Genomic DNA, 23,284 nt, shown 5'->3' on the forward strand with positions numbered 1-23,284 from the left:
TACTAATTCTATTTAGCAGGTAAAGCGGTGCATCTGCGGTACTCGATCGGTGCTGCGTTCCGTAAACTGCAAATGTTCACACCGTAAATCGTTCCACAAGTAAGCTAATAAAGTGATGTTTGTCTATAATCCTTGCACTCTTGAAAAAAGAGAGCAGAAGCGGCTTCACATAATTAGCTTACTTGTTCCACTATTTAGCCTACCCTGAGCCCTATCGGGGCCTATTTGCATTTTACTACACTTGCCCGTCCTGTGTTCCTCGCTGCGGCTGTTCCCATTTTTGTTTTTGGTTGATTATTGCCCACCTCCACTTTGTTGCAGTCGGGCTAGCCTCCGGCAGGTAGGTCAAAACAAAAACCCACAGCCCGTGTTTGTGCTCGCCTGCCGCCTCAGTCGGTGTTAGTCGCTATCACCTGTCCAGCGCTCAATCCAGCCTAATGGCAGGTGGCTCCCGGTGCCAGTCGTCCTATCGTCCTCTTCCTGGCAGGCCTCCTTCGGACTCGCGCCTACACTCCATATTCATTACGTTTCGGCTTCCGCGGCTCGCGATTGGTTTACCTGCAAGTAAAATGATCAAAAAAAGTCCACAAAATTAAGCGGTTACCCACTAGCCGACCCGATTCAAAAATCAAGGCTATACAAAGCTCCGTTACACTGCGGCCTTGTTTTTTGACCCACACCGCTTTTCAGATAGGCTTTCTTTTTTTCTCTTTTTTCTTTTAAAGTAATTATTATGAAAGGCTTTCTAAAACACTTAAATCTATCAGTAATTAAATCTAACCTCCTTATGATGGATGAGGAGGAATTTATGCAGGTTGTAAATCATATTGAAGAATCTGTTTACAACTTGAAAGATGATCGCTTGCGAGGTAAATATGTAAAGCTATATGGCTGGTGCCGAGCAATCTTTCCTGAAAGGTTTGAAAATCAAAAGCCCTCACTTTTCTGAGGGCTTTCCACTACTTTACCTTGCTTCTCACTCCATTGACGGATTTGACGACCTGATTAAGGTTCAACTCATCCCCATCTACTGCAGCTTGACTGACTGCAGACATGACACCTCCGGCAACCGTCAGATAACCAGCCACTGTAATGACCGTAGTAGGTAAAGCTAATGGCGCAGCAAGCAGATAACCTCCAGCTGCAGCCAGTATCAAACCGACATTTCTAAGGGTTTTGAAGAATTTTGGTGTTGGAGCTTTAATGCGCTCCGATATTGTTAAGTCTTTTTTCATTTCAAATTTCATTTTCAATTTTCTCAATTCGCTTATCTGTAAAATCCATCCGCTGATGTAGTAAGGCATTCATTCCTTTAAATTCTGTTCTGATTACTTCGGCTGAATTCTTTACCTCTACAACATCCTTTTCTACTCGTTTGAAGTCATTAATCAACTGCTTTAAGAAATAGGCTACTACACCAAGTAGGATGGACACCATACCACTGGTCAGCAATTCTAAATTAATCGCTGCCATGGTCGACACACCTTATTGTTATATAAACTTGCTTATCCTCCTCCTGTGCCATATCCAATAAGAACTTCAAAAGATCATTTGCCCTTCTGGATTCTAATCCCTTACCATGGCCTGAAATCTTAGTAACCGGAGCAATGCAACCTCTTAACTCTTTCAAAGCATTGTTGGCAGGATGGAAAAGAATAAAGGACCTATTGGGTACACTCTCTAGCACATAGTGCCAACCACGCTTCTCAGTATGCCTTGGAGCTATTTTGTACCGACCTTCAGGAATGCATGACACATTACGTTGATTATCTTTCCAGGGCAGCTCAATGGTATGGCACAGGAATTTATCCCCGTGCCACAAATTACCATTGGTGCCATCGTCAAAATACCTTCTGACTAATGTGAGATCCATCTTACACTCTATCGATGAATACAATCGCAAGTGGGTTGTAAGACCCATTTTTCAATGGATACATTTCACCATTCACTTGCTGCATAAATTCGATACCGAGCACTAGAAACACATCATCAGGAGTATTTGCAGTCACTGCAGGTTCTAAGCTAATTGCAGGAATCAAGTTTTGATCAATTGCCAACTCACCAGTGGCATCCTGGGCAAACTTGAAAGACTCAGTTTCAAAATTAACTTCACCAACACCAGCAACAAGCTTCATGTGAGTAGCACCACTTGGAGCTGCAATCACATTAGATGGAACAAAGTCAACTAGATCAATACTCACACTTCCAGCAGCTCTATCAAAGTCAACATCATATTGTGCATAGAGTGTAGCACTCAACTTTCCATTAATGTTGAACTCAAAGCCATTCAACAAACTGATGTTACCTTCAGAGACCTTCCTTTCACCTCTCACATTGTTAGGATCTGTTTGCAGAACCTTCATCATTTCCCGCGTAAGTCTGCTGGTCACTTTTTTATCAGATGCCTTTTGCATCAACACTCGAAGAGAAGTTCTTAATGTCCTTCCAGCCTTGCCAGCTCTTCCAAATTCACTTCCATTTTCTCGAGTTCTCTGAAAGGCCGGATCATTCTTGATTCGCTCTTTGTCAACACCTCCTTTTTCTCTGGCCAAATAGCCATCGCTACTCTTGTAGAAAGACACATCCCCGATGGTTCCTTCCAATTTGATTATTCCTTTTTGTCTTGCCATAATTAAAAAAATATTTGGTTTATGGCTTGAAAAACGCATATTAGGATGTCATCAGCAATTTGGAGTTTCCGCAAAACATAGCTTTTGCCTCTTATTGCCGAAGTTGCAGTATAGCAACTGTATAGATGAAGTATTGATAGTACTAAATGAAGCTAAAACGAGTCATTATCTATCCGAAGGATATTCAACGCATCACTGGTAAAAGTGAGCGTTATGGGAGGTACTTGCTTAAAAAAATAAAAGATGACCTTCAAAAAGAAGATCATCAATTTGTTACCGTCAATGAGTTCTCAACCTTCACAGGAATAGATCAGGAGCTGGTCAATCAGTTTATTGATTAACCGCTTTAGTTAAATCAGAATTGCCTAAAATATCTTTCAACTTCTTCATGTCTTGACTTACCTTTTCCTGAACTACCTTGGCATAAATCTGTGTAGTCTTTAAATTCTTATGCCCTAGCATGGAGCTCACAGATTCGATTGGTACTCCATTGGATAGGGTCACGGTAGTGGCAAAAGTATGCCTTGCTATATGAAAGGTTAGGTTTTTTTTAATCTCGCACAGAGTTGCTAATTCTTTCAAATAAGCATTCATTTTCTGATTTGAGATTACCGGCAACAACGCTCCGGAATTCAACACAATTGGATTGGCCTTGTACTTATTTATTATTTCTTCTGCCACTGGAAGTAAAGGTACATTTGAAGAAGTACCTGTTTTTGTCCTATCTACATAAATCCATTGCTCACCATCCAAGCCTTTAGTAATATTATCTGCCGTCAATTTTTTAACATCCGCATAGGCCAATCCGGTATAACAGCAGAAAAGGAATATATCTCTGACATGGCCAAGTCTTTCCATTGAAATCTCCTTTTCATAAATTGTCCTTATCTCATCCTTTGTCAGGTAATCACGCTTGACCTCTTTCAAAGACATTTGGTACTTGGCAAATGGATCTCGGTCTATCCATTCATTCTTCAATGCAAGCAGTACTATCTTTTTGAAGTTCCTTAGATACTTCATAGTAGTATTATGGCCAATGCTCTTAACCGACTTGAGATAGAATTCAAACTCAGTAATAAATGGATAATTCAAGGCATTTAACAAATAATCATCCGTCTTGAAATGATATTTCAAAAAGCCCTTCAAGTGCTTAAGGGTTGTTTCATAGCGTTCTAATGTACCGGGAGAATACCCTTGTCCCAATTGTGCTTTGATTTGTTCATTGTGATAACTGAATAGCTCAACCAATGAATGCTGTTTAGTATTCTTACCTTGATAGATTTCTTTTAACGATTGTGCACTTACATATTGCTCCTCCTCGATCAGCTTGTTATAAATCCCTTCAATCTTCATTTCCATTGAAGATAAATGACGATTGAATACTCTAGCCTCCTCACTATTACCACGAGCTCTTCCTGAGTTGGTATTCCATTTTTCTGGAAGTATCTTTTTTCCTGTTGAAATTTCTGCTCTTTTACCATCAAGTGTTATCCTTAACGAAACAGGTATCTCCCCTGTCTTTTTACTTGTTTTGTGCGTTTGCAACCAAAATAGAAGGCTAAAAGTGTGTGTCATAATATCAAATGGTGCGATGTGTTTAATTTGACTGATTTAAGGGGTTTATTTAGTTCAATTCCCTTACTAAATTTAATCAAATTATATCAAAAAACATCATTTTAATCAAATTAAACCAGATTCGGTTACCAATTTTACAGGTAACCGAATAGGTAACCAATATTATGAAAATAGTTAAATAAAACGGAAAGGTCTTAAAATAAAAAACCCTTCAAACATAACGTTTGAAGGGTTTTGGCAGGATTTGACTCCTAATCAGCAGAGGAGGAGGGATTCGAACCCCCGGTACCTTGCGGCACGCTGGTTTTCAAGACCAGTGCATTCGACCACTCTGCCACTCCTCTGTTTATTTTTATTCCACTTGGGAATTTAATCCTTACTATATAATGAAGAACTTTTTCTTCATCTTTCGGTACCTCGCGGCACGCTGGTTTTTGCAGAAGGCATCCCTTTGGGGCAAGACCAGTGCATTTCTCAAAGAGATCACTTCGTGGCGACCACTCTGCTACCAAGGGCATCTCTTCGGGACACTCCTCTGTTTATGTGATACCTTTCTCTTTTAGGTACCTATATCCTTCAATTGACTTAAAGAACATTTCTCTTTTATACGCTTCCGACTTCGTTTCAAATTCTTCAAAGTAATGAAGCACCCAAGGCCTTTTGCCTTTGGTTGATCTCACTTTACCAGAATTATGATCTTTCAATCTATTATTCAGGTCTTTTGTGTGACCATAATAATGACTATTGTCACTATTACTTTTCAATATATAAGTATAGAACATTTTCTAAACTTTTTTCGACCACTCTGCTGCCAAAGGCATCCCTTCGGGGCACTCCTCTAGGTCGATAATTCAGGACGATTCCCGAATGGTCTGCAAATGTAGTTTTTTATTTATTTTACACAAACAGAAGAATTAAATTTTTATGATTCTTTCTTCGGAATGGTAGTATTCGTTTCAGTTAAGCCTGCAATACGATACGCCTGATGAATACTAGCGTTCACCTCATAGCCCACCAGCATAACAATACTCAATATTTCCTGCCATATCATTAGCGCAATCAGTACTCCTAAAGAGCCATAGAGTTTGTTGTAGGTAGCGAAATTAGATACATAGTAAGAAAACCCATAGGTCACCAGCATGCAAAGTGCCGTGGCTATCAACGAGCCAATGGAGAAAAACCTCCAGTTATAATGTACTGCCGGCCCAAAGTAGTAAATGAAGGATATGGCCAGAAAAAATACAATAAACAATACTATAAACCTCACAAAATACAGGATATAAAACTGATACACCTGAATGTCCAGCCACTCTAAATCAGTAACAAACTGTATGGCCACGTTACCTGCTACCAGCAAAATACTGGCTAGCATAAGTGCCAGTGCCAGCATAAAGGTGAGGGCTGTGCCTACCAGCCGGGTCTTAATAAAGCTTCGCTTCTCTGTAGTTTTATAGCAGGCGTTAAAGGCTTTCATCAATGACATCATACCATTGGTAGCCAGGTAGAGCGAGAACAATGCACCAAATGTCAACAGGCCGCCACGGGTATTACCTACAATATCTTCAACAGTAGACTGCACCGTTTCGTACATGCTCTGCGGCATAATCTCCTCCAGAAAATTCAAAATACTGAGCATACTTATCTCAGGCACTATCTGGTGGATGTAAGGTGTTAGTGTGAAAAGAAAGATGATGGCTGGAAAAACAGAAAGAGTAAAGTTAAAAGCCACACCATTGGCACGGTCTATAATATCATCTTTGGTGATCTTGTCTTTAAACACAAGAATAACCTCATACAGCGTAAGTCCCTCATATCTTTTGAACTTTACGCGCTTGAGAGCCTCAACTATTTTTAGAAAAATGGGCGAATTAAGTATGTAGTCAGTTATTCTCTGCTTCATGATTCAAAAAAAGGAGACAAGACTTTCACCATGTGATCAGGCATTCTGCATGGCCTCCCGCTTTTCATATCTACAAACACTAACAATGTTTCTCCCAAATGGATTAATTTATTGTTTTCATTTGTAATCTCATAATTGAATTTTATCCTGACACCGGGCATTTCGCTAACAATAGTTCTCACAGTAAGCAGCTCATCGTATAGTGCAGGGGCTTTGTAGGTAGAATGATTTTCCAGCACGGGCATCATCACTCCCATTTCCTCCAGCTCCCGGTAGGTAAGACCCAAATTTCTAAGGCTTTCAACACGCGCTATCTCATAATATCTGGAGTAGTTGCCATAGTAGACATAACCCATCTGATCAGTATCTGCATATCGTACTCTTATTTGCGTGTCGAACTGATACATTATTTCTGGTTTAGCCTCGCTTTGCGCTGCTCTATTGACAACTGTCTTTGATATTTGTTGGCGTTATTAATATGCTCTCTCAAGGTCTCAGCAAAGTTATGGTAGCCTGAAAAATCTTCCTTGGCACACATATAAAGATAGTTATGATGTTTGTAATCCAAAACTGCATCAATGGCTCTTATTGGCGGCATATTAATAGGCCCCGGAGGCAAACCAGCATATTTGTAAGTATTGTATGGCGATTCTATTTCTTTATGCACATTCAAAACACGCTTCAGGCCAAAGTCGCCAGAAGCAAAAACCAAAGTAGGATCTGCCTGTAATGGAATGCCGTTTTTAATTCTGTTGAGGTAAAGGCCAGCAATGATATTGCTCTCCTCTTTTTTTACACTTTCGGCATTCACGATAGAAGCCAAAGTCACAATCTCTAATGGCGACATGCCTATATCTGCAGCTTTTAACTTGCGATCTTCATTCCAAAATCTTTCAAATTCTGAATGCATCCTGTTCATCAAGTCTTCACCGCTGATGTTATAATACATCTCATAGGTGTTGGGCACAAACATGGCTATGATGTTGTATTCATTAAACTCCTCACTTTCAGCAATAAAGGCATACATGGCCTTGTTAAACTCTTCTTCTGACATGGCCAGATTAGCCGTTAGTCTTTCTGCCAGCTGCTCTTTGAGGCGTACATTGTTAAAGGTCACCTTTACGGGAGTTTGAATGCCTGCACGTAGCATCCTGATCACATTAAGGTTATTCATATCAGATTTGATCAGATAACGCCCAGATTTTATATTGGTATCATAATCCATCAACCTGGCCAAAAAGCTAAATGACACCAGGTCGTTCAGATAATGATCGTTGTACAGCTTATTTTGCAATGATTTGAATGTCTCATTTTTATCAATTTCCAGCACTCTACTCTCCTGCTCTACCAGAAAGTTGGCCGAGAAAAGCATCTGATATCCATAGAAGGAAAATGATGACAATAGAATAGTAAACACCAACATGAAGATGACTACGTACTTTCTCCTATTCATATACTCTTTAAAATATTTACGCGGCAAAGATATTCTGATTTAATTACTTTGGAACATTAACTGGCGATTAAAGCAAAATGAGCATGGTTAAATTGACTGTATCTAAGTTGTAGCCATTTATTTCTTTAACTTTGAAGGTGCTAATTGTATTATAATGCCAGCGGAACTAGTAAAACTGTATGAAGAAAACCCCGAAAGGGACAAGGTTGAAGACATTGTTAAAACCTTGCAGAATGGTGGTGTAATCATCTACCCTACCGATACTATTTATGGTATCGGCTGCGATTTGTATAATCGTAAGGCAGTAGAAAGGGTGTGCAAGATCAAAGGCATTAGACCCAAGAACTTTAACCTTTCATTTATCTGCAGCGATATGAGCCAGATATCTGAATATGTAAAACGTATAGACACTCCGGTATTTAAAATCCTTAAAAAGGCACTTCCCGGGCCATTTACCTTCATTTTAGAATCCAGCAGCAAAGTCCCCAAAGTGCTTGATATCAATAAAAAAACCATTGGTGTTAGAATACCTAACAACAACATTCCTAAGATGATTGTGGACCTTTTGGGCAACCCGTTAGTCACTACTTCTATTAAGGATGATGATGAAATATTGGAATACACCACCGACCCTGAAGTGATATATGAAGACTATAAGCACCTGGTAGATGTTATTATTGATGGTGGCGCTGGTGGCAATATCCCTTCAACTATTGTGGACTGCACCGTAGAGCCAGTAGAGGTGATAAGAGAGGGGTTGGGAAATATTTTTGATTATGCCTGAAACTGTTTTAGTAGAACCTCAATATCTTCCTCCTATCGAGTTTTTCTGCGCCATCCTTGAAGCCAGGGATATACACATTGAAGCTGAAGAACACTACACAAAACAGACCTATAGAAACCGCTGCTATATCAGAGGTGCAAACAAAGTTTTGCCTTTATCGATACCGGTAATTAATGGAAATCGGAAGATTTTTATGAAAGATATCAAGGTAGATCACGATCAAAAATGGGCAAATGAACATTGGCGATCAATCCAATCGGCCTATGGCAAGGCACCTTTTTACGAATTTTTTTCAGATTATTTTGAGAGAGAATTCCAAAAAAGACACAAATTCCTCATTGATCTCAATGAGCAGATGCTGACAATATGTCTTAAGCTCTTAAAACTTCAAAAGTCAGTAGAAAGAACAAAAAGTTACCACAAGCAGCCTGAGGGCGGCATTTTAGACCTTCGTGGTATTATCAGTCCAAAAGAAGACTACACAAAACGGCAGATTTATCAGCCCGCTGAATACATTCAAGTCTTTGGCAAAGACTTTGCAGCCAACCTAAGTATCATCGATTTATTAATGAACGAAGGTCCTAACGCAATCACGATTGTTACCAAATCATTGATTAAAGAATGAACAATTAAATTTCTTATTCCGTTTTAAAGGAATATTTACCATTTGGTTATGGTAATTATTTTTAAGAAATCATACATTTACATAGACACCATAATTGCTTAACTATGGAAGCAAAATTTTCAAATCGAGTTAAAGAGGTTATATCACTAAGTCGCGAAGAAGCACTCCGACTAGGGCATGACTATATAGGTACAGAACACTTACTTCTAGGTATGATTCGTGAAGGTGAAGGAGTAGCCGTGGGCCTATTAAAGAAATTGGGTATATCGCTGGAAGAATTAAGAGGGGCAGTAGAGAAGGTATCTAAGGGTACAGCATCACCTGATGTAAAAAATCTTGCCAACATTCCTCTAACCAGGCAGTCTGAAAAGGTATTGAAAATAACTTATCTGGAGGCTAAAATATTCAAAAGTCAATTAATAGGAACAGAGCACTTACTACTTTCTATACTTAGAGATGAGGACAACATCGCCACACAAATTTTAGAGAAATTTGATGTGAGCTACGATGTAGTCAAAGAGCTTTTGGAATACCAAACTGACAATCCATTGGCATCATCAGATACTGATGATCCTGATGAAGATTCTTCCAAAATATTTGGAGGGGGAAGTCAGGGCGGTGCTGGTAAAGAGAAAAAAGGCGGTGAAAAATCAAGAACTCCTGTTCTGGATAACTTCGGCCGTGATCTTACCAAGCTGGCCGAAGAAGACAAGCTTGACCCTATTGTAGGCCGTGAGAAAGAGATCGAGCGCGTAGCGCAGATCCTTAGTAGAAGAAAGAAAAACAATCCAATTCTTATTGGTGAACCTGGTGTTGGTAAAACTGCCATCGCTGAAGGTTTGGCTTTGAGAATTGTTCAGAAGAAAGTTTCAAGGATATTATTCGGCAAAAGAGTAGTTACGCTGGACTTAGCTTCTTTGGTAGCTGGCACGAAATACCGTGGTCAGTTTGAGGAGCGTATGAAAGCTGTGATGAACGAGCTGGAGAAATCTCCTGACGTTATACTTTTCATTGATGAGCTACATACTATTGTTGGAGCAGGCGGAGCATCAGGCTCGTTAGATGCTTCTAACATGTTTAAGCCAGCATTAGCCAGAGGCGAAATACAATGCATCGGGGCTACCACTTTAGATGAGTACAGACAGTACATCGAAAAAGATGGTGCTTTAGCAAGAAGATTTCAGGTGGTGATGGTAGATGCTACTACTCCGGAAGAGACTATTCAGATATTGAATAACATCAAGGAGAAATATGAGGAGCACCACCATGTAAACTACTCTGAAGAGGCCATCAATGCCTGTGTTAAGTTATCTGACCGATATATCAGCGATAGATTTCTTCCAGACAAGGCCATTGATGTATTAGATGAGGCTGGAGCAAGAGTACACATCAGCAACATTCATGTGCCTGATGAAATTGTGAAGCTTGAGGCTGATATTGAAGATATCAAGCATGAGAAAAACAGAGTTGTCAAAAGCCAGAAATATGAAGAGGCTGCGCAGCTTAGAGATAAAGAGAAAAAACTTTTAGAGCAACTTGACCAGGCTAAAGCCAGATGGGAAGATGAGACTAAGAGCAAAAGATACGCTGTTGACGAAGACAATGTAGCTGATGTTATAGCTATGATGACGGGCATCCCTACAAAACGTATTGCTCAGAAAGAGAGCAACAAGCTGTTGGGTATGAATGGCGAGCTTAACGACAAAGTAATTGGCCAGGATGAAGCGATCAAGAAATTGACTCGTGCTATCCAGAGAACAAGAGTTGGACTTAAGGATCCTAAAAAACCTATTGGTTCATTCATTTTCTTAGGCCCTACTGGTGTTGGTAAAACAGAATTAGCAAAAGTACTTTCAACTTATCTTTTCGATAAAGATGACGCTCTTGTTAGAATTGACATGAGTGAGTATATGGAGAAATTCTCTGTATCAAGATTAGTTGGAGCACCTCCGGGATACGTTGGGTATGAAGAAGGTGGGCAGCTTACTGAGAAGGTGAGAAGAAAGCCTTACAGTGTGGTACTTCTTGATGAGATTGAAAAAGCTCACCCTGATGTATTCAACATTCTGCTTCAGGTACTTGATGATGGTATCTTAACAGATGGATTAGGTAGAAGAGTAGATTTTAGAAACACGATCATAATCATGACTTCAAATATTGGGGTTCGTGATCTTAAGGACTTTGGTGCAGGAATTGGTTTCGCTGCTGGTCCTAAGAAAAATGATGACGATGTAATGAAGTCGACTATTCACAGTGCTTTGAAAAAAGCCTTTAGTCCTGAATTCTTAAATAGATTGGATGATGTGATTGTATTTAACTCTCTGGAGAGAGAAGATATTCACAAAATCATTGATCTTTCATTGAGCAAATTGTTCGAAAGAATTCTTTCTCTAGGCTACAATGTTGAGCTTACTGAAAAGGCTAAAGACTTCTTATCAGAAAAAGGTTTTGATCCGCAATACGGAGCAAGACCGTTGAACAGAGCAATCCAGAAATATCTGGAAGACCCTGTAGCTGAGGAGATCTTGAAAGGCGAAATGGGCGAAGGTTCTACAATTGTGGCTGACCACGATGGAAAATCTGAAGAGCTGAAGCTTAAGGTTAAAAAGCCTGGCAAGTCGACTAAAAAAGAAGAAAAAGAATAGCAGATTGCTATCATAAATATAAAAGGGCTGATAATATCAGCCCTTTTTTTGTTTCATATTGTTGCCGTCACTTCGCAGGAGAAACGATCCGATAGCTATCGGATGAGAAGTCTCCCCATCATTAAGAGGATTTCTTCCCCGATAAATCAGGATTCGAAATGAAAACTTCTAAAAGGAGACCTCTCACCCTAAAGGGATTCGAGGTAACGAGTTGCTATATGATTAAATACAATACTTCCGCTTCAGTTCGGTGGCCTTCTGCTTATCGAAATTAGCGAGCACGTTAAAGTTCTCACAAGCATCTTCAGTTTTGCCAAGCTCATAAAGGCTGAGCCCTCTTCTAATAAATAAGTCTACAGGCTGGTGACTGTACTTAATACTCTTGTCAAAATCATCAACGGCACTTTTAAACTTTTGCATCCGCTGGTAAACCACCCCTCTGTTATAGTAAGCCTGTCCAAATTTTGGCTTTTTTCTAATCACAAAGTCCAAATCATTGATCGCCCCTCTTCTATCCCCAAATTGTGCTCTGGCAATCGCCCTGTGATAATAGGCATTCACATGACTCGGGTCTGATTTGATACATACATTGATGTCGCTGTAGGCCTTATAGTATTTATATTCTTTGAGGTAGCACTGCGCACGCATATACCTCGGATAGAATTTACTTTTATTGAGATTGAGCGCATTGGTAAAATCCATGATCGCACTTTCAGTATCTCCGCTGTTCATATAACATCGTGCCCTACCCTGGTAGATTTCTATATTGGGTTTGGTCATGGACGAGCAGGTATTATAGAGATCTATGGCCTTCCGGTACTGCTCATTTTCCTCATAGCATCTTGCCAGGTCATATTTTAAAGTCCAGTCATTAGGATCAAGCCTAATGGCCTTTTCAAAATAATAAATGGCCTCTTCATAGTTACCTTGCTTAAAATTATACTCACCTTCTTCCCTATTGCTCTTACAAGAAACCACAACTATCAAAAGCATGACACCAAGGATATATCTCATAACTATAAATTTAGTTCATAATTTAATGTCCGCGAAATTTATGAAGATAAAAAGAAGCGCTTATTTAATACGAGCCGTTGTATTTTCTCATGAACCACTCGAAACTGATAAACACAATGATAAGAATGAGAATAAGTTTGAGGTTAATAAAAGGCAGGTATTCTTCATTGGTATGGATGATGCCTTGCGCTGCTTTTGAAGTCAACTGATCTGTCAATTGGTCAAATTCAGTTTCTTTGAAAAATGACCCTCCGGTCTGATCAGACACCTTTCTTAGCAAATTAAAATCTGCTGTGAGGTTGATACTTTCCAGCTGAACATTTTTAATCAACAGCTCGCCAGCAGCTCTTTCAGTATTTCCATTAATGACCGTTACCGCATTATATTTATAAACACCCTCTGGAAGGCCATTAATAATATATTGAGAGTTTGATTCTGAAGTGATATAATCATACTTGAACTCCTCTCCTTCTTCATTGACAAGAGTCAGGTCAATTTTGTTGTTATACACCCGCTCAAAGAGGTCATTATAAATCTCAGTCTCGAACACAATACTTTCGTTATCAAGGTATTCATTTTTCGTTGGATACACTCTGAATTTACGCTTGTCATCTTTAGTGGATAAATACTGCACGAGTTTTACAACCAGCTCATCAAACCGGTCATTATTCCCAAAATTCGCATAATCTGTAAGCTTCCATTTCCAAATTCCTGGCCCCATCATAATGGCCTTTTTAGTATCAGCACTTGCCTTAACGATAAGTAGCGGATAGCCAGAGTTTATATTTCCAACCCTTTGATATAATAGCACTTCCGCCTCAGGCTGAATTTCATATTTGCCAAAAGGAACATATAAAGGAGGGAACTGATCAAAGGCAGCCTGCAGATCATCGCTGAGCTTAAAGCTGGAAAACCCTGGGTTGAAAATGGCGGTGATGTTGTCATATTCTCCAGGGGTTGTTCTTATGTTCAGTACATCATTCTCGCGACTGAAGGTACGAATATCAGTCTGAGGTCCATTGATAGTTAGTGTTGCAGTTTTACTGGCTTCCAGTTTTTGGAGAAAATCTGCGCCTATTTTGTTATAGTTTGGCAGCTGATGCAGAATGACTAAATCAAATTTCTTGACATTGTTCTTCAAGCGCTCAGCGTCTTTATAGTTACTCAAAACAAATTGCTCCAGCTCATAATTGGCATTGGTCTCAATGGCAGATTTTAAAGCCTTGATATCGGGATGCGGGGCCGCAGCCACTATGGCTATTAACTCTTTACCTTCAACAACCTCTACATAGGCATTGCTTGCATTATTTTGATAGGTAAGTTCACCATCTTTCCTTTCTACACTAACGATATAGCGTTGATAGCCACTGTCCTTTGCCTCTATTAAAAACTTAACCTCCTGAATCTGATTATTCGGCTTTAGACTTACCACTTCTGTTGCCACAGTAGCCCCGCCTTTGCTGATAGACACTTTTACCTGCTCATTGTCAAAGCCTCGTTGCTGTATTTGGGCGATTACAGGAAATTTATTTCCCTGATAAGACAGCCTGTTATATAATACTGATGTTAAAGAAATGTCTGTTTTTGGTAAGGTGTCTCCAATGCCAATAGTGTTGATATCGAAATTGTAATTAGCAAATGCTGGCGACATGCCGAGATTGTAAATACCATCAGAAACAAGTAGAACGCCACCTAAATTCCTTCCTTCATATTCTGATTTGATATCATTAAGCAGCCCTGTCAAATTCGTTGATTGGCCATTGAAGCTTATGTTCTCTGCATCGGTCTTACCTTCTAGATTCCATCTTTCTACCTTATAGTCCTGACCACTTAGCTCCTCTGAGAGCTGGTTCAGGTTATTTTGAAGCGACTGAAGTTGAGCGCTGTCCCGCACTTCCGTTAATGACTTTGAGTTATCTACCGCGATGATATAAGTAGCCTTTTCGGTAGTGTTTTGAAGTTGCTTTATGATGGGTGATACCAACAAGGCCGCGATAATGAAAACAGCTACCGCCCTAACACCAAAAAGGATTTTGTTCACCAAGGCACTCCATGGTCCCTTCTTCTGATAGAGCAGAAAGGCATATCCCGCTGCAGCCAGAGCACATATCAAAAGTAATGCTGGAGAATATTCAAAAATCAGTTGCGGACGCTGCATGTATATCTAAAAATGGCCATTTTTCAATTAACGGCAATATGCAAATTAAGATATACAGCAACAAAATTATTGCCGCTAGCGGCCCCATTTTTTTATGAGCCTCAACATTTATAACATATTTATGTCGGGCAATTTACTGTGTTGGTCTATGAATAAAAGATTTATGTCGAAAGCAAGTTTTTTGAACAACTATCGTCTCATTTAAGGAGTTACTTTTATATTGGGCTAGAGTTATGCAAGAACGAATCATTTCAGTTTATGGGCGAATACCCAGGGTTGGGAAGCACATCTTATTTTGGATTGTGTTTGCCTCCTTTTATGCCATTTTGTGGGGCAGTTTTGACGATGAGTATGGAAAGCAATTTGCCCTTCAATTCATCTTCCTTATTCCTAAAATGTTCGCTTCTTATCTGGCCATGTACTGGCTGTTGCCAACCTACCTTTTAAAAAGTAAATACTTTCTTTTCTTCGGCTGGTTCATTGTTATTCTCCTCATCAGTGGCGGACTCAACTGGATGATTTCCATTTATATTGAGCAGCCATACTTTTACCCTAATGAGTATTTTGGACCTTTTTGGAGTCCATTAAAGATATTAAAAGCCGCTACTTATATCTATCCTGTGGTAGTGTTAGCTACGTTGATTAAGTTTTTCAAAATCTGGTACAAAAACCAACAGCGTTCCCAGAAGCTAGAGCAAGACAAACTGCAGGCCGAGCTTAAATTTTTGAAAGCACAGGTGCATCCGCACTTTTTGTTCAATACTCTCAATAACCTTTATGCCCTTACGCTCAAAAAGTCTGAGAGTGCTCCTGAGATAGTTTTAAAACTGAGTGACCTTTTGAACTACATGCTCTATGAGTGTAACTCAGAGCTTGTTCCGCTTAAAAAGGAAATAGAGCTCGTGGAAAATTATGTAGCACTCGAAAAATTGCGATATGGTGACAGGCTAGACGCATCAATGAATGTTAAGGTTGATAATCCGGAGACTAAAGTAGCGCCTATGCTTATTCTTCCATTTGTTGAAAACAGCTTTAAGCATGGGGTCAGTGGTGAAACTGAAAATGCCTGGGTGAGCATCGATATTACTTTAAAAAACGGTCTGCTTACCATAAAAGTGGACAATAGTAAGAGCACTGACAATACCAAAGACGAAAGACAGTACAGAGAAGGAATAGGACTTAAAAATGTGAAACGAAGACTTGAGCTGCTGTATGAAGGCGATTATGAGTTGAAGATTTTGGATTCTGAAGAGTCCTATTTGGTAGTATTAAGGATAGAATTCAAGGATTTATGAAAATGAAATGCATCATAGTAGATGATGAGCCGTTGGCAATTGAGATTATCGAATCTTATATCGACAGACTAGATGATCTTGAGATTGTGGCTACTTGCACCAATGCACTTAAGGCCTTTGAAATTTTGCAAAAAGAGCCAGTAGATCTTATGTTTTTAGATATTGAGATGCCCAAACTCACTGGCATAGATTTTATAAAAACACTGAAAAATCCTCCTAAAATAATCTTAACCACCGCTTATCGTGATTATGCTTTAGAAAGCTATGAGTTAGATGTTGTAGATTACCTGCTAAAACCAATATCCTTCGATCGGTTTTTAATAGCACTGCAAAAGGCTTATAAAACTGATAAATCAGAGCCTGCCAATGGACTAACTTCAACCACTGAAGGTGAATACATTTATCTGAAAGCTGATAAAAAAATGGTAAAGGTGATGCTTAATGACATACACTACATCGAAAGTCTGAAAGATTATATAAGAGTAAAAACTGCTGATAAAGATGTGATTACCCACCAAAAGATCAGCTATTTGGAGGAGAAACTGCCTGATGATTCATTTATAAGAATTCATCGTTCCTTCATCGTACCATTGAAAAAAATTGAAAGCTATTCATCTTCTACTATAGAGGTGCCAGGAAAGGAATTACCCATTGGTAGGCTTTATAAAAACAAAGTTTTGGACACGCTTAATGCACAAAATCAGCTCGACTAAAACCTTTATTCTACACCCGCTAACCCTATAATGACCCTTGCCGGATACATTCCGGCACCTCATCAAAAGACCTCGGAATACCTGCTTTAGGCAGACAGGAATCCGGGGAGAGTTTAATTTTAATATCCATATTTATCCTTCCAGAGCGTTTTTAGCCGCTTGCGCAGTTCCTCTTCACGGGCATTTTTTCCGGGATCATACAATTTACGATTCTTGATTTCATCAGGCATAAATTCAAAATCAACAAAATTACCCTGATAATCATGAGCATACTGATAGCCTTTGCCATAACCCTCATCTTTCATCAGCTTGGTAGGTGCATTTCTTATAGCCATGGGCACCTGCAAATCCCCGGTCTCTCGCACCAAAGCCTGTGCTTTATTAATAGCCATATAACTCGCATTGCTTTTTGCGGAGCATGCCAGGTAAGTCACACACTGCGAAAGAATAATTCGTGCTTCTGGATAACCAATAACATTTACCGCCTGAAAGGCATTGTTAGCAATCACCAATGCTGTAGGGTTGGCATTACCAATATCTTCAGAAGCTAAAATCAGTAACCTGCGGGCTATGAATTTCACATCTTCTCCTCCTTCTATCATCCTGGCCAGATAATAGACTGCAGCATTTGGGTCGCTACCGCGTATTGATTTAATAAAAGCCGAAATGATATCATAATGCTGCTCCCCAGACTTATCATAAATGGCAACACGCTGCTGCGCAATATCAATAACTGCTTCATCTGTAATCACCGGCTTGTCGCCTAATGAATCTGTCACCAGCTCCAACAAGTTGAGAAGTTTGCGGGCATCGCCACCTGAAATGGTAAGCAAAGCCTTATGCTCCTTTAGGGTAATTTTTTTCTGCTGAAGTTTCTTATCATTTTGTATCACCCTATCAATTAAGCCTAGTAGATCCTCTTCTGTCAGACCCTTAAGTGTATACACCTGACACCGCGAGAGCAAAGCCGAGTTGACCTCAAAAGATGGGTTTTCTGTTGTGGCTCCTATTAAAGTAATGGTGCCCTTTTCTACAGCCCCCAACAAAGCATCTTGTTGCGATTTATTAAAGCGATGAATCTCATCAATAAATAAAATGGTCTTTGACTGCCTCTTAGCTTTATCAATAACATCACGTACATCTTTCACTCCTGCGCTTACAGCACTTAAAGTGTGAAATGGCGACTTCACATGATTGGCTATGATATTGGCGATTGTAGTTTTACCTACCCCAGGAGGGCCCCACAAAATCATGGAAGGAATCACACCTGACAAAATGGTTTTTCTCAAAATACCCTTCTCTCCCACCAGGTGTTGCTGACCAATTAGCTGGTCAATATTAGTAGGTCGCATGCGCTCAGCAAGGGGTAGATTAAGATCGAACATAGGCTTAATTAATATTTACTAAGGTATCAAATTCAAGGTTTATTGTGATAGTTTTGATCGTGTCAAAAGTCAAAGTACATTCCGCTTTATTTCTGGTAGCTATTATTTATGGTGCCAACTACTCAATAGCGAAAATTGCACTTCCTGAATATCTGGAGCCTTTCGGATTCATCTTATTAAGAATAGTCTGTGCCGCAGCCTTGTTCTGGCTTTTTGGACTCACGCAGAAAAATGAGAAAATTAAAAGCAGGGCTGATTATATGCTTTTGATAGTATCGGCCATTTTCGGTGTGGGGATTAACATGCTGGCCTTCTTTCATGGGCTGAGCTTAACTAACCCCATCAACGCCTCTGTGATTATGACTTGCTCGCCAATTATGGTGATGATTACAGCCTATGTTTTAGGGAAAGAGCGACTAACTCCTCTAAAGATTTCCGGTGTATTGGTAGGCGCATTGGGTGCCTATTTACTTTTGACCAAGGATGGTGTTTCGCTATCAAATGGCACTTTTCTAGGTGACTTATTTATACTGGTCAACGGCAGCTCCTATGCAGTGTATCTGGTAATTGTTAAGCCACTTATGGCTAAGTACAAGGCGATTACAGTGATTAAGTGGATCTTTCTATTTGGCGCCATCTTTACGCTGCCCTTTGGTTTCACCGAATTATCAGAAGTAAACTGGGAGGTGATACCCACCGAAGCGTGGTTGAGTATTGGTTATGTCATTTTCCTATCCACTTTTGCGGTTTACCTGCTTAACATCTGGTCGCTTAAGTTTGTGAACTCCTCTGTGGTGGGTATTTATATTTACCTTCAGCCTATTATTTCTACACTGGTGGCAGTAAGCTTTAGAGGCGATCATCTTGATCTTTTGACTGTGCTTTATTCGCTGCTGATTATGGTTGGGGTATATATGGTGAGTAAGAAGTAACTATTCTTGCCTGACCTGTTCCGACATCTCTAGCTAATTAATCAAAAGACCCCGAAATACCTGCCTGTAGCTGACAGGAATCCGTGAATATCATTTTCACCAACCCCAACTTCCATCAACACCTTTAAAAGGGCCTACAATATCTTTGGTAATCCAACCCCCGTAAAAATTACCGGGCTGGGGCGTAACCTCTTCGCCATCAACAAGACATTTATCCATCTTGTGGGCATAGAAAGCAGGATAATCTTTTATTGGTGCAAAGGGCTTTGATGGTTTCGGATAATACCAAGCTGCATTTAGCTCTTTGCGGTCACCAACCTGCAAGTGATAATAATTACCTTCTCCCTTCCATTCACAAAAAGAGTGCTGACTCGAAGGTTTTAAGTATTCTGTCTTAATGTCTTTTAAAGGAATATAATAAACAGGCGGATGACTTGTTTCTAACACCCTATAACCTTCGGTTGTATCCGCTATTAATTCGCCTCCAAAATAAATTTGAATTTGCTTGCTTACCGGTTCAAGTTTAGGCGGTCTGGGATAATCCCATACCGACTCCTGACCAATCTTTGGTTTAATAGGCTTTGGCTTCATATTAATATAACCGCTTAGACTGATCAAAGTTCAAGGCCTGTGAGCCAAAAACCTTGAACAAGAAGAGGCTCTTGCCGGACCTGTTCCGGCCTGTCTGCCGACAGGCAGGCATCTCAATGCTGAGAAGCTTAAAATAGAAAGACCCCGGAACAGGGCCGGGGAAGGATGTTATTAATAAATAACCTAATCCTGACTCTTATTTTCCAGATTTATGATCTTGTCCTTCTTATTTAGCCTTTTGTTGAATGTAGCAATATCCTTTTCTATCAAGGCATCCAAATCACTGACCACCTGCTCCAGCCTTTTCTTTAAAATGCCTTTAACTTCCACCTGCTGATCGGTAGGAGGGAAATCCGCACCATTGCCAATCAAATCACTGGCCAGAGAACTTAGTCTTCCATACAACATCATCGGATTTCTGAAAGCGTCTTCACGTGCCCCTGTCAATTGTATATCATACAATTTCGAAGCTATTGAAGTGGCCTTCGCATCAATCTGACGAGCAACTTCAAGATCATTCTTATTCGTCAGTTTTAATATAATATCAGCCAGCTCAGCACGTATCACCTCTACTTTATTGATACTTACCACGGCCAAATTCATGGCATCCCTTAGCTCCAAACCAAGCGCCAGCTGCTTCTGCATATCTTCTATTGAGCTTTCCGATTTGGGGTCTGCCAGCACCGTCAGTTTTTGAACATACTCCTTGCCATCAACTTTCAGCTTAACAACATAATCTCCCGGCAGTACTCTTGGCCCAAACTGTCCTCTCCAAAGATCTAGATCCCACGTAACCAGCGGTCGCCAACCCTCACCATTCAGCTGAGCCCACGGTCTTCCCGGAGGGGTTGTCCTAAGCTTTGGTTTATAGGTAGGCTCATAGCGCAAATCCCAGAAAACACGGTTTAGTCCTGCGCCATTTTTTGTCACATCAATTTTTCTAATTTCCTCACCCTGCAAATTTTCAACGGTAATAAAAGCCTGAACTGAATCTTTTAAGTAATAATTAATATCAGCGCCATAACGCGGGTTTGAACCACTGTTAAAACTCGGCCCATCTGTTTTTATAGATTGTTGTCTGTTGAACCTGTATGCCTCGCGCTGAGGGAGTAAATAATGCTCATTATTGGTCTTATCGGCATATTCCCGAACCACACTTATATTGTCAAAGATATAATAGCCACGGCCATAAGTCCCAACTACCAAATCATCAAAACGCTCCTGATGGTCAATCCAATAAACAGGTGCTGGCGGCAGGTTATTCTTCATTTTGAGCCAATCGGCTCCTTCATTGACAGAAATGTATAGGCCGTTGTCAACCCCTAAATAAAGCACTCCTTCCTTCTTTTTATCTTCCCTAACGCAGTGCGCAAAACCATGAACACTCTTTGGAATACCATCAGAGATTTTCTTCCACGACTTGCCATAATCTTCAGTCATGTAGACATAAGTATCAAAATCACCCATCTGATGCAGATCAATGGTAACATAAGCCTTTCCTTTTTTGTATTTCGATGGCTCTATATTGGCCACGGTTCCCCACTCTGGCAAGGCCTCAAAATTAGCCGTTACATTTTCCCAGGATTCACCACCATTTCTGGTAATGTTCACCTGGCCGTCATTACTACCGACCCAGATTACCCCAGCCTCGATGGGAGATTCTTCAATGGCAAAAAGTGTAGACCCGTCAAAAGTCATCAGGTTATCAATGGCCACACCACCAGAGCTCTCCTGATGGTCCTTTCTATTGAGCGTAAGGTCAGGGCTAATGATTTGCCAGCTTTGGCCACCATCATCCGACTTGTGTACAAACTGGCTGCCCACATAAACCCTATGTTTGGTATGTGGTGAAAAGCTCAAAGGAAAATTCCAGTGCCAGCGGTATTTCATGTCCTTAGGCGCCCAGCCATAGCCAGCCTCTGGCCATACTCTTACATCCCTCGCCATTCCAGTTTTCAAATCATATCGCTCCAGGCCACCGTCATAACATCCCGACCAAATGATGGTATTATCAACGGGATCAGGTTTGGCGAACCCACTCTCACAGCCACCAACACCTTTCCAAAGTCCGATAGGAATGTAGCCCTGCATACTGTTAGAAGGGCCCATATAACTATAACCATCCTGTCGGTTACCGAACACATTATAAGGCACCTGATCGTCAGTAGCCACATGATACATCTGCGCGATAGGCAAAACAATACGCTGATAGCTCTCACCACGGTTGTAGCTCAAACTTGCGCAGCCATCATGAGCTACCATTATCCTGTTAGGCATAGTAGGGTCAATCCAGATGTCATGGTTATCACCACCTGCCTGATAGCCTGATTTAAAGGTTTTTCCACCATCTACCGATTTTGAGAATTTTACACTCAGGCAATATACTTCATCGGGATTGTCAGGCGCCACTGTCAATCGGGTGTAGTAAGGGGCTCTTTCTGCTATGTCATGATTTCTGGTCTGCAAGGTCCATGACTGGCCTTTGTCATCAGAACGGTACAATGCAGGACTTTCTATCTCAAATAATGCATAAACCACATTAGGATTACTGTGCGATACCGCCACTGCGGTTTTACCCACCGGGTGCTCTGCGCCTCCGGGCAAACCGTTTTTGGTCATAGGCTCCCATGACGCTCCACCATCAGTAGATTTGTAGATACCTCCTCCGGCTCCCCCGCTTCTCAATCCCCAGGTATTGATATTGATACTCCACATGGCGGCATAAAGGATATTAGGATTTTGCGGATCCATCGCTAAATCTGCCGCCCCGGTGCCTTCATCAACAAACAATATTTTTTCCCAGCTTTTGCCACCATCGGTGGTTTTGTAAACACCTTTATCCTGCTGAGGTCCATAAGTATGGCCAAGTACAGCGGCATAAACAATATTGGTATCCGTTGGATGAATAATTACGCGACCAATGCGGCCAGATTTCTCAAGGCCCATGTTGGTCCAGGTGGCTCCTGCATCGGAAGATTTATAAATACCATCACCCATAGCATGGGCGGGACGAATCACAAAGGTCTCACCTGTGCCTACCCACACCTGATCAGGATCGCTCGGGGCCAATGCGACAGAACCTATGGAAGAAGCTTCCTGATCGTCAAATATCGGGTCCCAATTCAACCCACGGTCCGTAGTTTTCCATAGACCACCGCTGGCAGCGCCAATGTACGAAATATATTCATTGCCAGGAACACCAGCTACCGCAATGGCCCGATTGCCTTCAGGCCCGATAAAGCGGAATTTTATATTTTCGAATGCTTCATCAGTAAGTGACTGAGCGTAAGCATTAAATGAAACAAGGATAAGCAGGAGCAAAGCGTAGAATGGTCGCATAGGTTGAGATTGATTGTGTTTGAATAAAAATACAATAAGTAATCTAAAGTAGGGTATGGATTTATGTGGGTGGTGAATAATTATGCCTCCAGCCCTTGCCGGATTTATTCCAGCACCTCTTTAATGTAATTTCTATTAACCGGGAATGAAGAGACCCCGGAATAAATCCGGGGAAAATGAAATTATTATTTAAATTGGTTATGTGATAAAATCTGTAGCGATATGAAAAGGTTAAAACAAATCTC

The 23,284-nt window shown here is 40.6% G+C and carries 22 protein-coding genes and 1 tRNA gene; 8 read left to right on the forward strand and 15 right to left on the reverse strand.

The window, feature by feature from the left end; all coding sequences use genetic code 11:
- The first annotated feature begins 733 nt into the window (after positions 1-733).
- Positions 734-949 carry a hypothetical protein gene (locus tag E1140_RS10855; RefSeq protein WP_155183110.1) on the forward strand — a complete coding sequence of 72 codons (216 nt, stop codon included), beginning with the start codon at positions 734-736 and terminating at the stop codon, positions 947-949.
- A 10-nt stretch (positions 950-959) separates the two neighbouring features.
- Here the strand turns inward: E1140_RS10855 and E1140_RS10860 are convergent, their stop codons facing one another.
- From E1140_RS10860 to E1140_RS10875, 4 genes are read right to left on the reverse strand one after another with little or no spacing between them, the layout of a single operon-like run.
- Entirely contained in the window at positions 960-1,235 is a 276-nt protein-coding gene (locus E1140_RS10860) for a hypothetical protein (protein ID WP_155183112.1), read from the reverse strand.
- Position 1,236: 1 nt separating this feature from the next.
- Positions 1,237-1,473 carry a hypothetical protein gene (locus E1140_RS10865; protein WP_155183117.1) on the reverse strand — a complete coding sequence of 79 codons (237 nt, stop codon included), beginning with the start codon at positions 1,471-1,473 and terminating at the stop codon, positions 1,237-1,239.
- On the reverse strand, positions 1,460-1,873 hold the full coding sequence (locus tag E1140_RS10870) for a DUF5675 family protein (protein ID WP_155183120.1): 414 nt from the start codon (positions 1,871-1,873) through the stop codon (positions 1,460-1,462). The genes E1140_RS10865 and E1140_RS10870 overlap by 14 nt, the downstream gene beginning before the upstream one ends.
- A gap of 1 nt (position 1,874) precedes the next feature.
- Positions 1,875-2,630 carry a hypothetical protein gene (locus tag E1140_RS10875; RefSeq protein ID WP_155183124.1) on the reverse strand — a complete coding sequence of 252 codons (756 nt, stop codon included), beginning with the start codon at positions 2,628-2,630 and terminating at the stop codon, positions 1,875-1,877.
- A gap of 146 nt (positions 2,631-2,776) precedes the next feature.
- Between E1140_RS10875 and E1140_RS10880 the strand changes: the two genes are divergently transcribed.
- Entirely contained in the window at positions 2,777-2,971 is a 195-nt protein-coding gene (locus E1140_RS10880) for a hypothetical protein (RefSeq protein WP_155183127.1), read from the forward strand.
- Here the strand turns inward: E1140_RS10880 and E1140_RS10885 are convergent.
- From E1140_RS10885 to mltG, 6 genes are all read right to left on the reverse strand, one after another.
- Positions 2,961-4,205 carry a site-specific integrase gene (locus E1140_RS10885; protein WP_155183130.1) on the reverse strand — a complete coding sequence of 415 codons (1,245 nt, stop codon included), beginning with the start codon at positions 4,203-4,205 and terminating at the stop codon, positions 2,961-2,963. The genes E1140_RS10880 and E1140_RS10885 overlap by 11 nt on opposite strands.
- A gap of 259 nt (positions 4,206-4,464) precedes the next feature.
- Positions 4,465-4,549: transfer RNA gene (locus tag E1140_RS10890), tRNA-Ser, on the reverse strand.
- 195 nt (positions 4,550-4,744) lie between these two features.
- The gene (locus E1140_RS10895) at positions 4,745-4,987 is read right to left on the reverse strand and encodes a GIY-YIG nuclease family protein (protein WP_155183133.1); all 243 of its coding nucleotides are present in this window, start codon (positions 4,985-4,987) and stop codon (positions 4,745-4,747) included.
- A 140-nt stretch (positions 4,988-5,127) separates the two neighbouring features.
- Positions 5,128-6,105: a YihY/virulence factor BrkB family protein gene (locus tag E1140_RS10900; protein ID WP_155183136.1), complete on the reverse strand. Its 978-nt coding sequence runs from the start codon at positions 6,103-6,105 to the stop codon at positions 5,128-5,130.
- Positions 6,102-6,512, reverse strand: a complete 411-nt coding sequence (locus E1140_RS10905) for an acyl-CoA thioesterase (protein WP_155183139.1) — start codon at positions 6,510-6,512, stop codon at positions 6,102-6,104. The genes E1140_RS10900 and E1140_RS10905 overlap by 4 nt, the downstream gene beginning before the upstream one ends.
- Positions 6,512-7,558, reverse strand: a complete 1,047-nt coding sequence (gene mltG, locus E1140_RS10910; RefSeq protein WP_155183142.1) for an endolytic transglycosylase MltG — start codon at positions 7,556-7,558, stop codon at positions 6,512-6,514. Before mltG ends, E1140_RS10905 begins: the two co-directional genes overlap by 1 nt.
- A gap of 154 nt (positions 7,559-7,712) precedes the next feature.
- On the opposite strand from mltG, the gene E1140_RS10915 reads away from it, so the two are divergent.
- The 3 genes from E1140_RS10915 (at position 7,713) to E1140_RS10925 (ending at position 11,612) form a co-directional block, all read left to right on the forward strand.
- Positions 7,713-8,342: an L-threonylcarbamoyladenylate synthase gene (locus tag E1140_RS10915; RefSeq protein ID WP_155183144.1), complete on the forward strand. Its 630-nt coding sequence runs from the start codon at positions 7,713-7,715 to the stop codon at positions 8,340-8,342.
- A complete protein-coding gene (locus E1140_RS10920) occupies positions 8,335-8,967 on the forward strand; it encodes a WbqC family protein (protein WP_155183147.1) in 633 nt (210 codons plus the stop codon). The genes E1140_RS10915 and E1140_RS10920 overlap by 8 nt, the downstream gene beginning before the upstream one ends.
- 104 nt (positions 8,968-9,071) lie before the next feature.
- The gene (locus E1140_RS10925) at positions 9,072-11,612 is read left to right on the forward strand and encodes an ATP-dependent Clp protease ATP-binding subunit (RefSeq protein WP_155183149.1); all 2,541 of its coding nucleotides are present in this window, start codon (positions 9,072-9,074) and stop codon (positions 11,610-11,612) included.
- Positions 11,613-11,834: 222 nt separating this feature from the next.
- On the opposite strand, the gene E1140_RS10930 is transcribed toward E1140_RS10925, so the two are convergent.
- Both E1140_RS10930 and E1140_RS10935 read right to left on the reverse strand, forming a co-directional pair.
- Positions 11,835-12,626, reverse strand: a complete 792-nt coding sequence (locus tag E1140_RS10930; RefSeq protein ID WP_155183152.1) for a tetratricopeptide repeat protein — start codon at positions 12,624-12,626, stop codon at positions 11,835-11,837.
- Positions 12,627-12,690: 64 nt separating this feature from the next.
- Entirely contained in the window at positions 12,691-14,784 is a 2,094-nt protein-coding gene (locus E1140_RS10935; RefSeq protein ID WP_155183154.1) for a VWA domain-containing protein, read from the reverse strand.
- A 233-nt stretch (positions 14,785-15,017) separates the two neighbouring features.
- On the opposite strand from E1140_RS10935, the gene E1140_RS10940 reads away from it, so the two are divergent.
- Positions 15,018-16,079, forward strand: coding sequence for a sensor histidine kinase (locus E1140_RS10940; RefSeq protein ID WP_155183157.1), 1,062 nt, complete (start codon positions 15,018-15,020; stop codon positions 16,077-16,079).
- Positions 16,076-16,792, forward strand: a complete 717-nt coding sequence (locus E1140_RS10945; RefSeq protein WP_155183160.1) for a LytR/AlgR family response regulator transcription factor — start codon at positions 16,076-16,078, stop codon at positions 16,790-16,792. The genes E1140_RS10940 and E1140_RS10945 overlap by 4 nt, the downstream gene beginning before the upstream one ends.
- Before the next feature lie 119 nt (positions 16,793-16,911).
- On the opposite strand, the gene E1140_RS10950 is transcribed toward E1140_RS10945, so the two are convergent.
- Entirely contained in the window at positions 16,912-18,177 is a 1,266-nt protein-coding gene (locus tag E1140_RS10950) for a replication-associated recombination protein A (RefSeq protein WP_155183163.1), read from the reverse strand.
- A gap of 59 nt (positions 18,178-18,236) precedes the next feature.
- On the opposite strand from E1140_RS10950, the gene E1140_RS10955 reads away from it, so the two are divergent.
- Positions 18,237-19,109, forward strand: coding sequence for an EamA family transporter (locus E1140_RS10955; protein WP_185153530.1), 873 nt, complete (start codon positions 18,237-18,239; stop codon positions 19,107-19,109).
- A gap of 96 nt (positions 19,110-19,205) precedes the next feature.
- On the opposite strand, the gene E1140_RS10960 is transcribed toward E1140_RS10955, so the two are convergent.
- Together E1140_RS10960 and E1140_RS10965 are read right to left on the reverse strand one after the other, a co-directional pair.
- Entirely contained in the window at positions 19,206-19,700 is a 495-nt protein-coding gene (locus E1140_RS10960) for a DUF427 domain-containing protein (protein ID WP_155183166.1), read from the reverse strand.
- A 183-nt stretch (positions 19,701-19,883) separates the two neighbouring features.
- Positions 19,884-23,039 (reverse strand): WD40/YVTN/BNR-like repeat-containing protein, encoded by a 3,156-nt coding sequence (locus E1140_RS10965; protein WP_155183168.1) that lies wholly within the window; start codon positions 23,037-23,039, stop codon positions 19,884-19,886.
- Positions 23,040-23,284 lie beyond the last annotated feature (245 nt).

The organism is Fulvivirga lutimaris (assembly GCF_009711525.1).
Classification (GTDB): domain Bacteria; phylum Bacteroidota; class Bacteroidia; order Cytophagales; family Cyclobacteriaceae; genus Fulvivirga; species Fulvivirga lutimaris.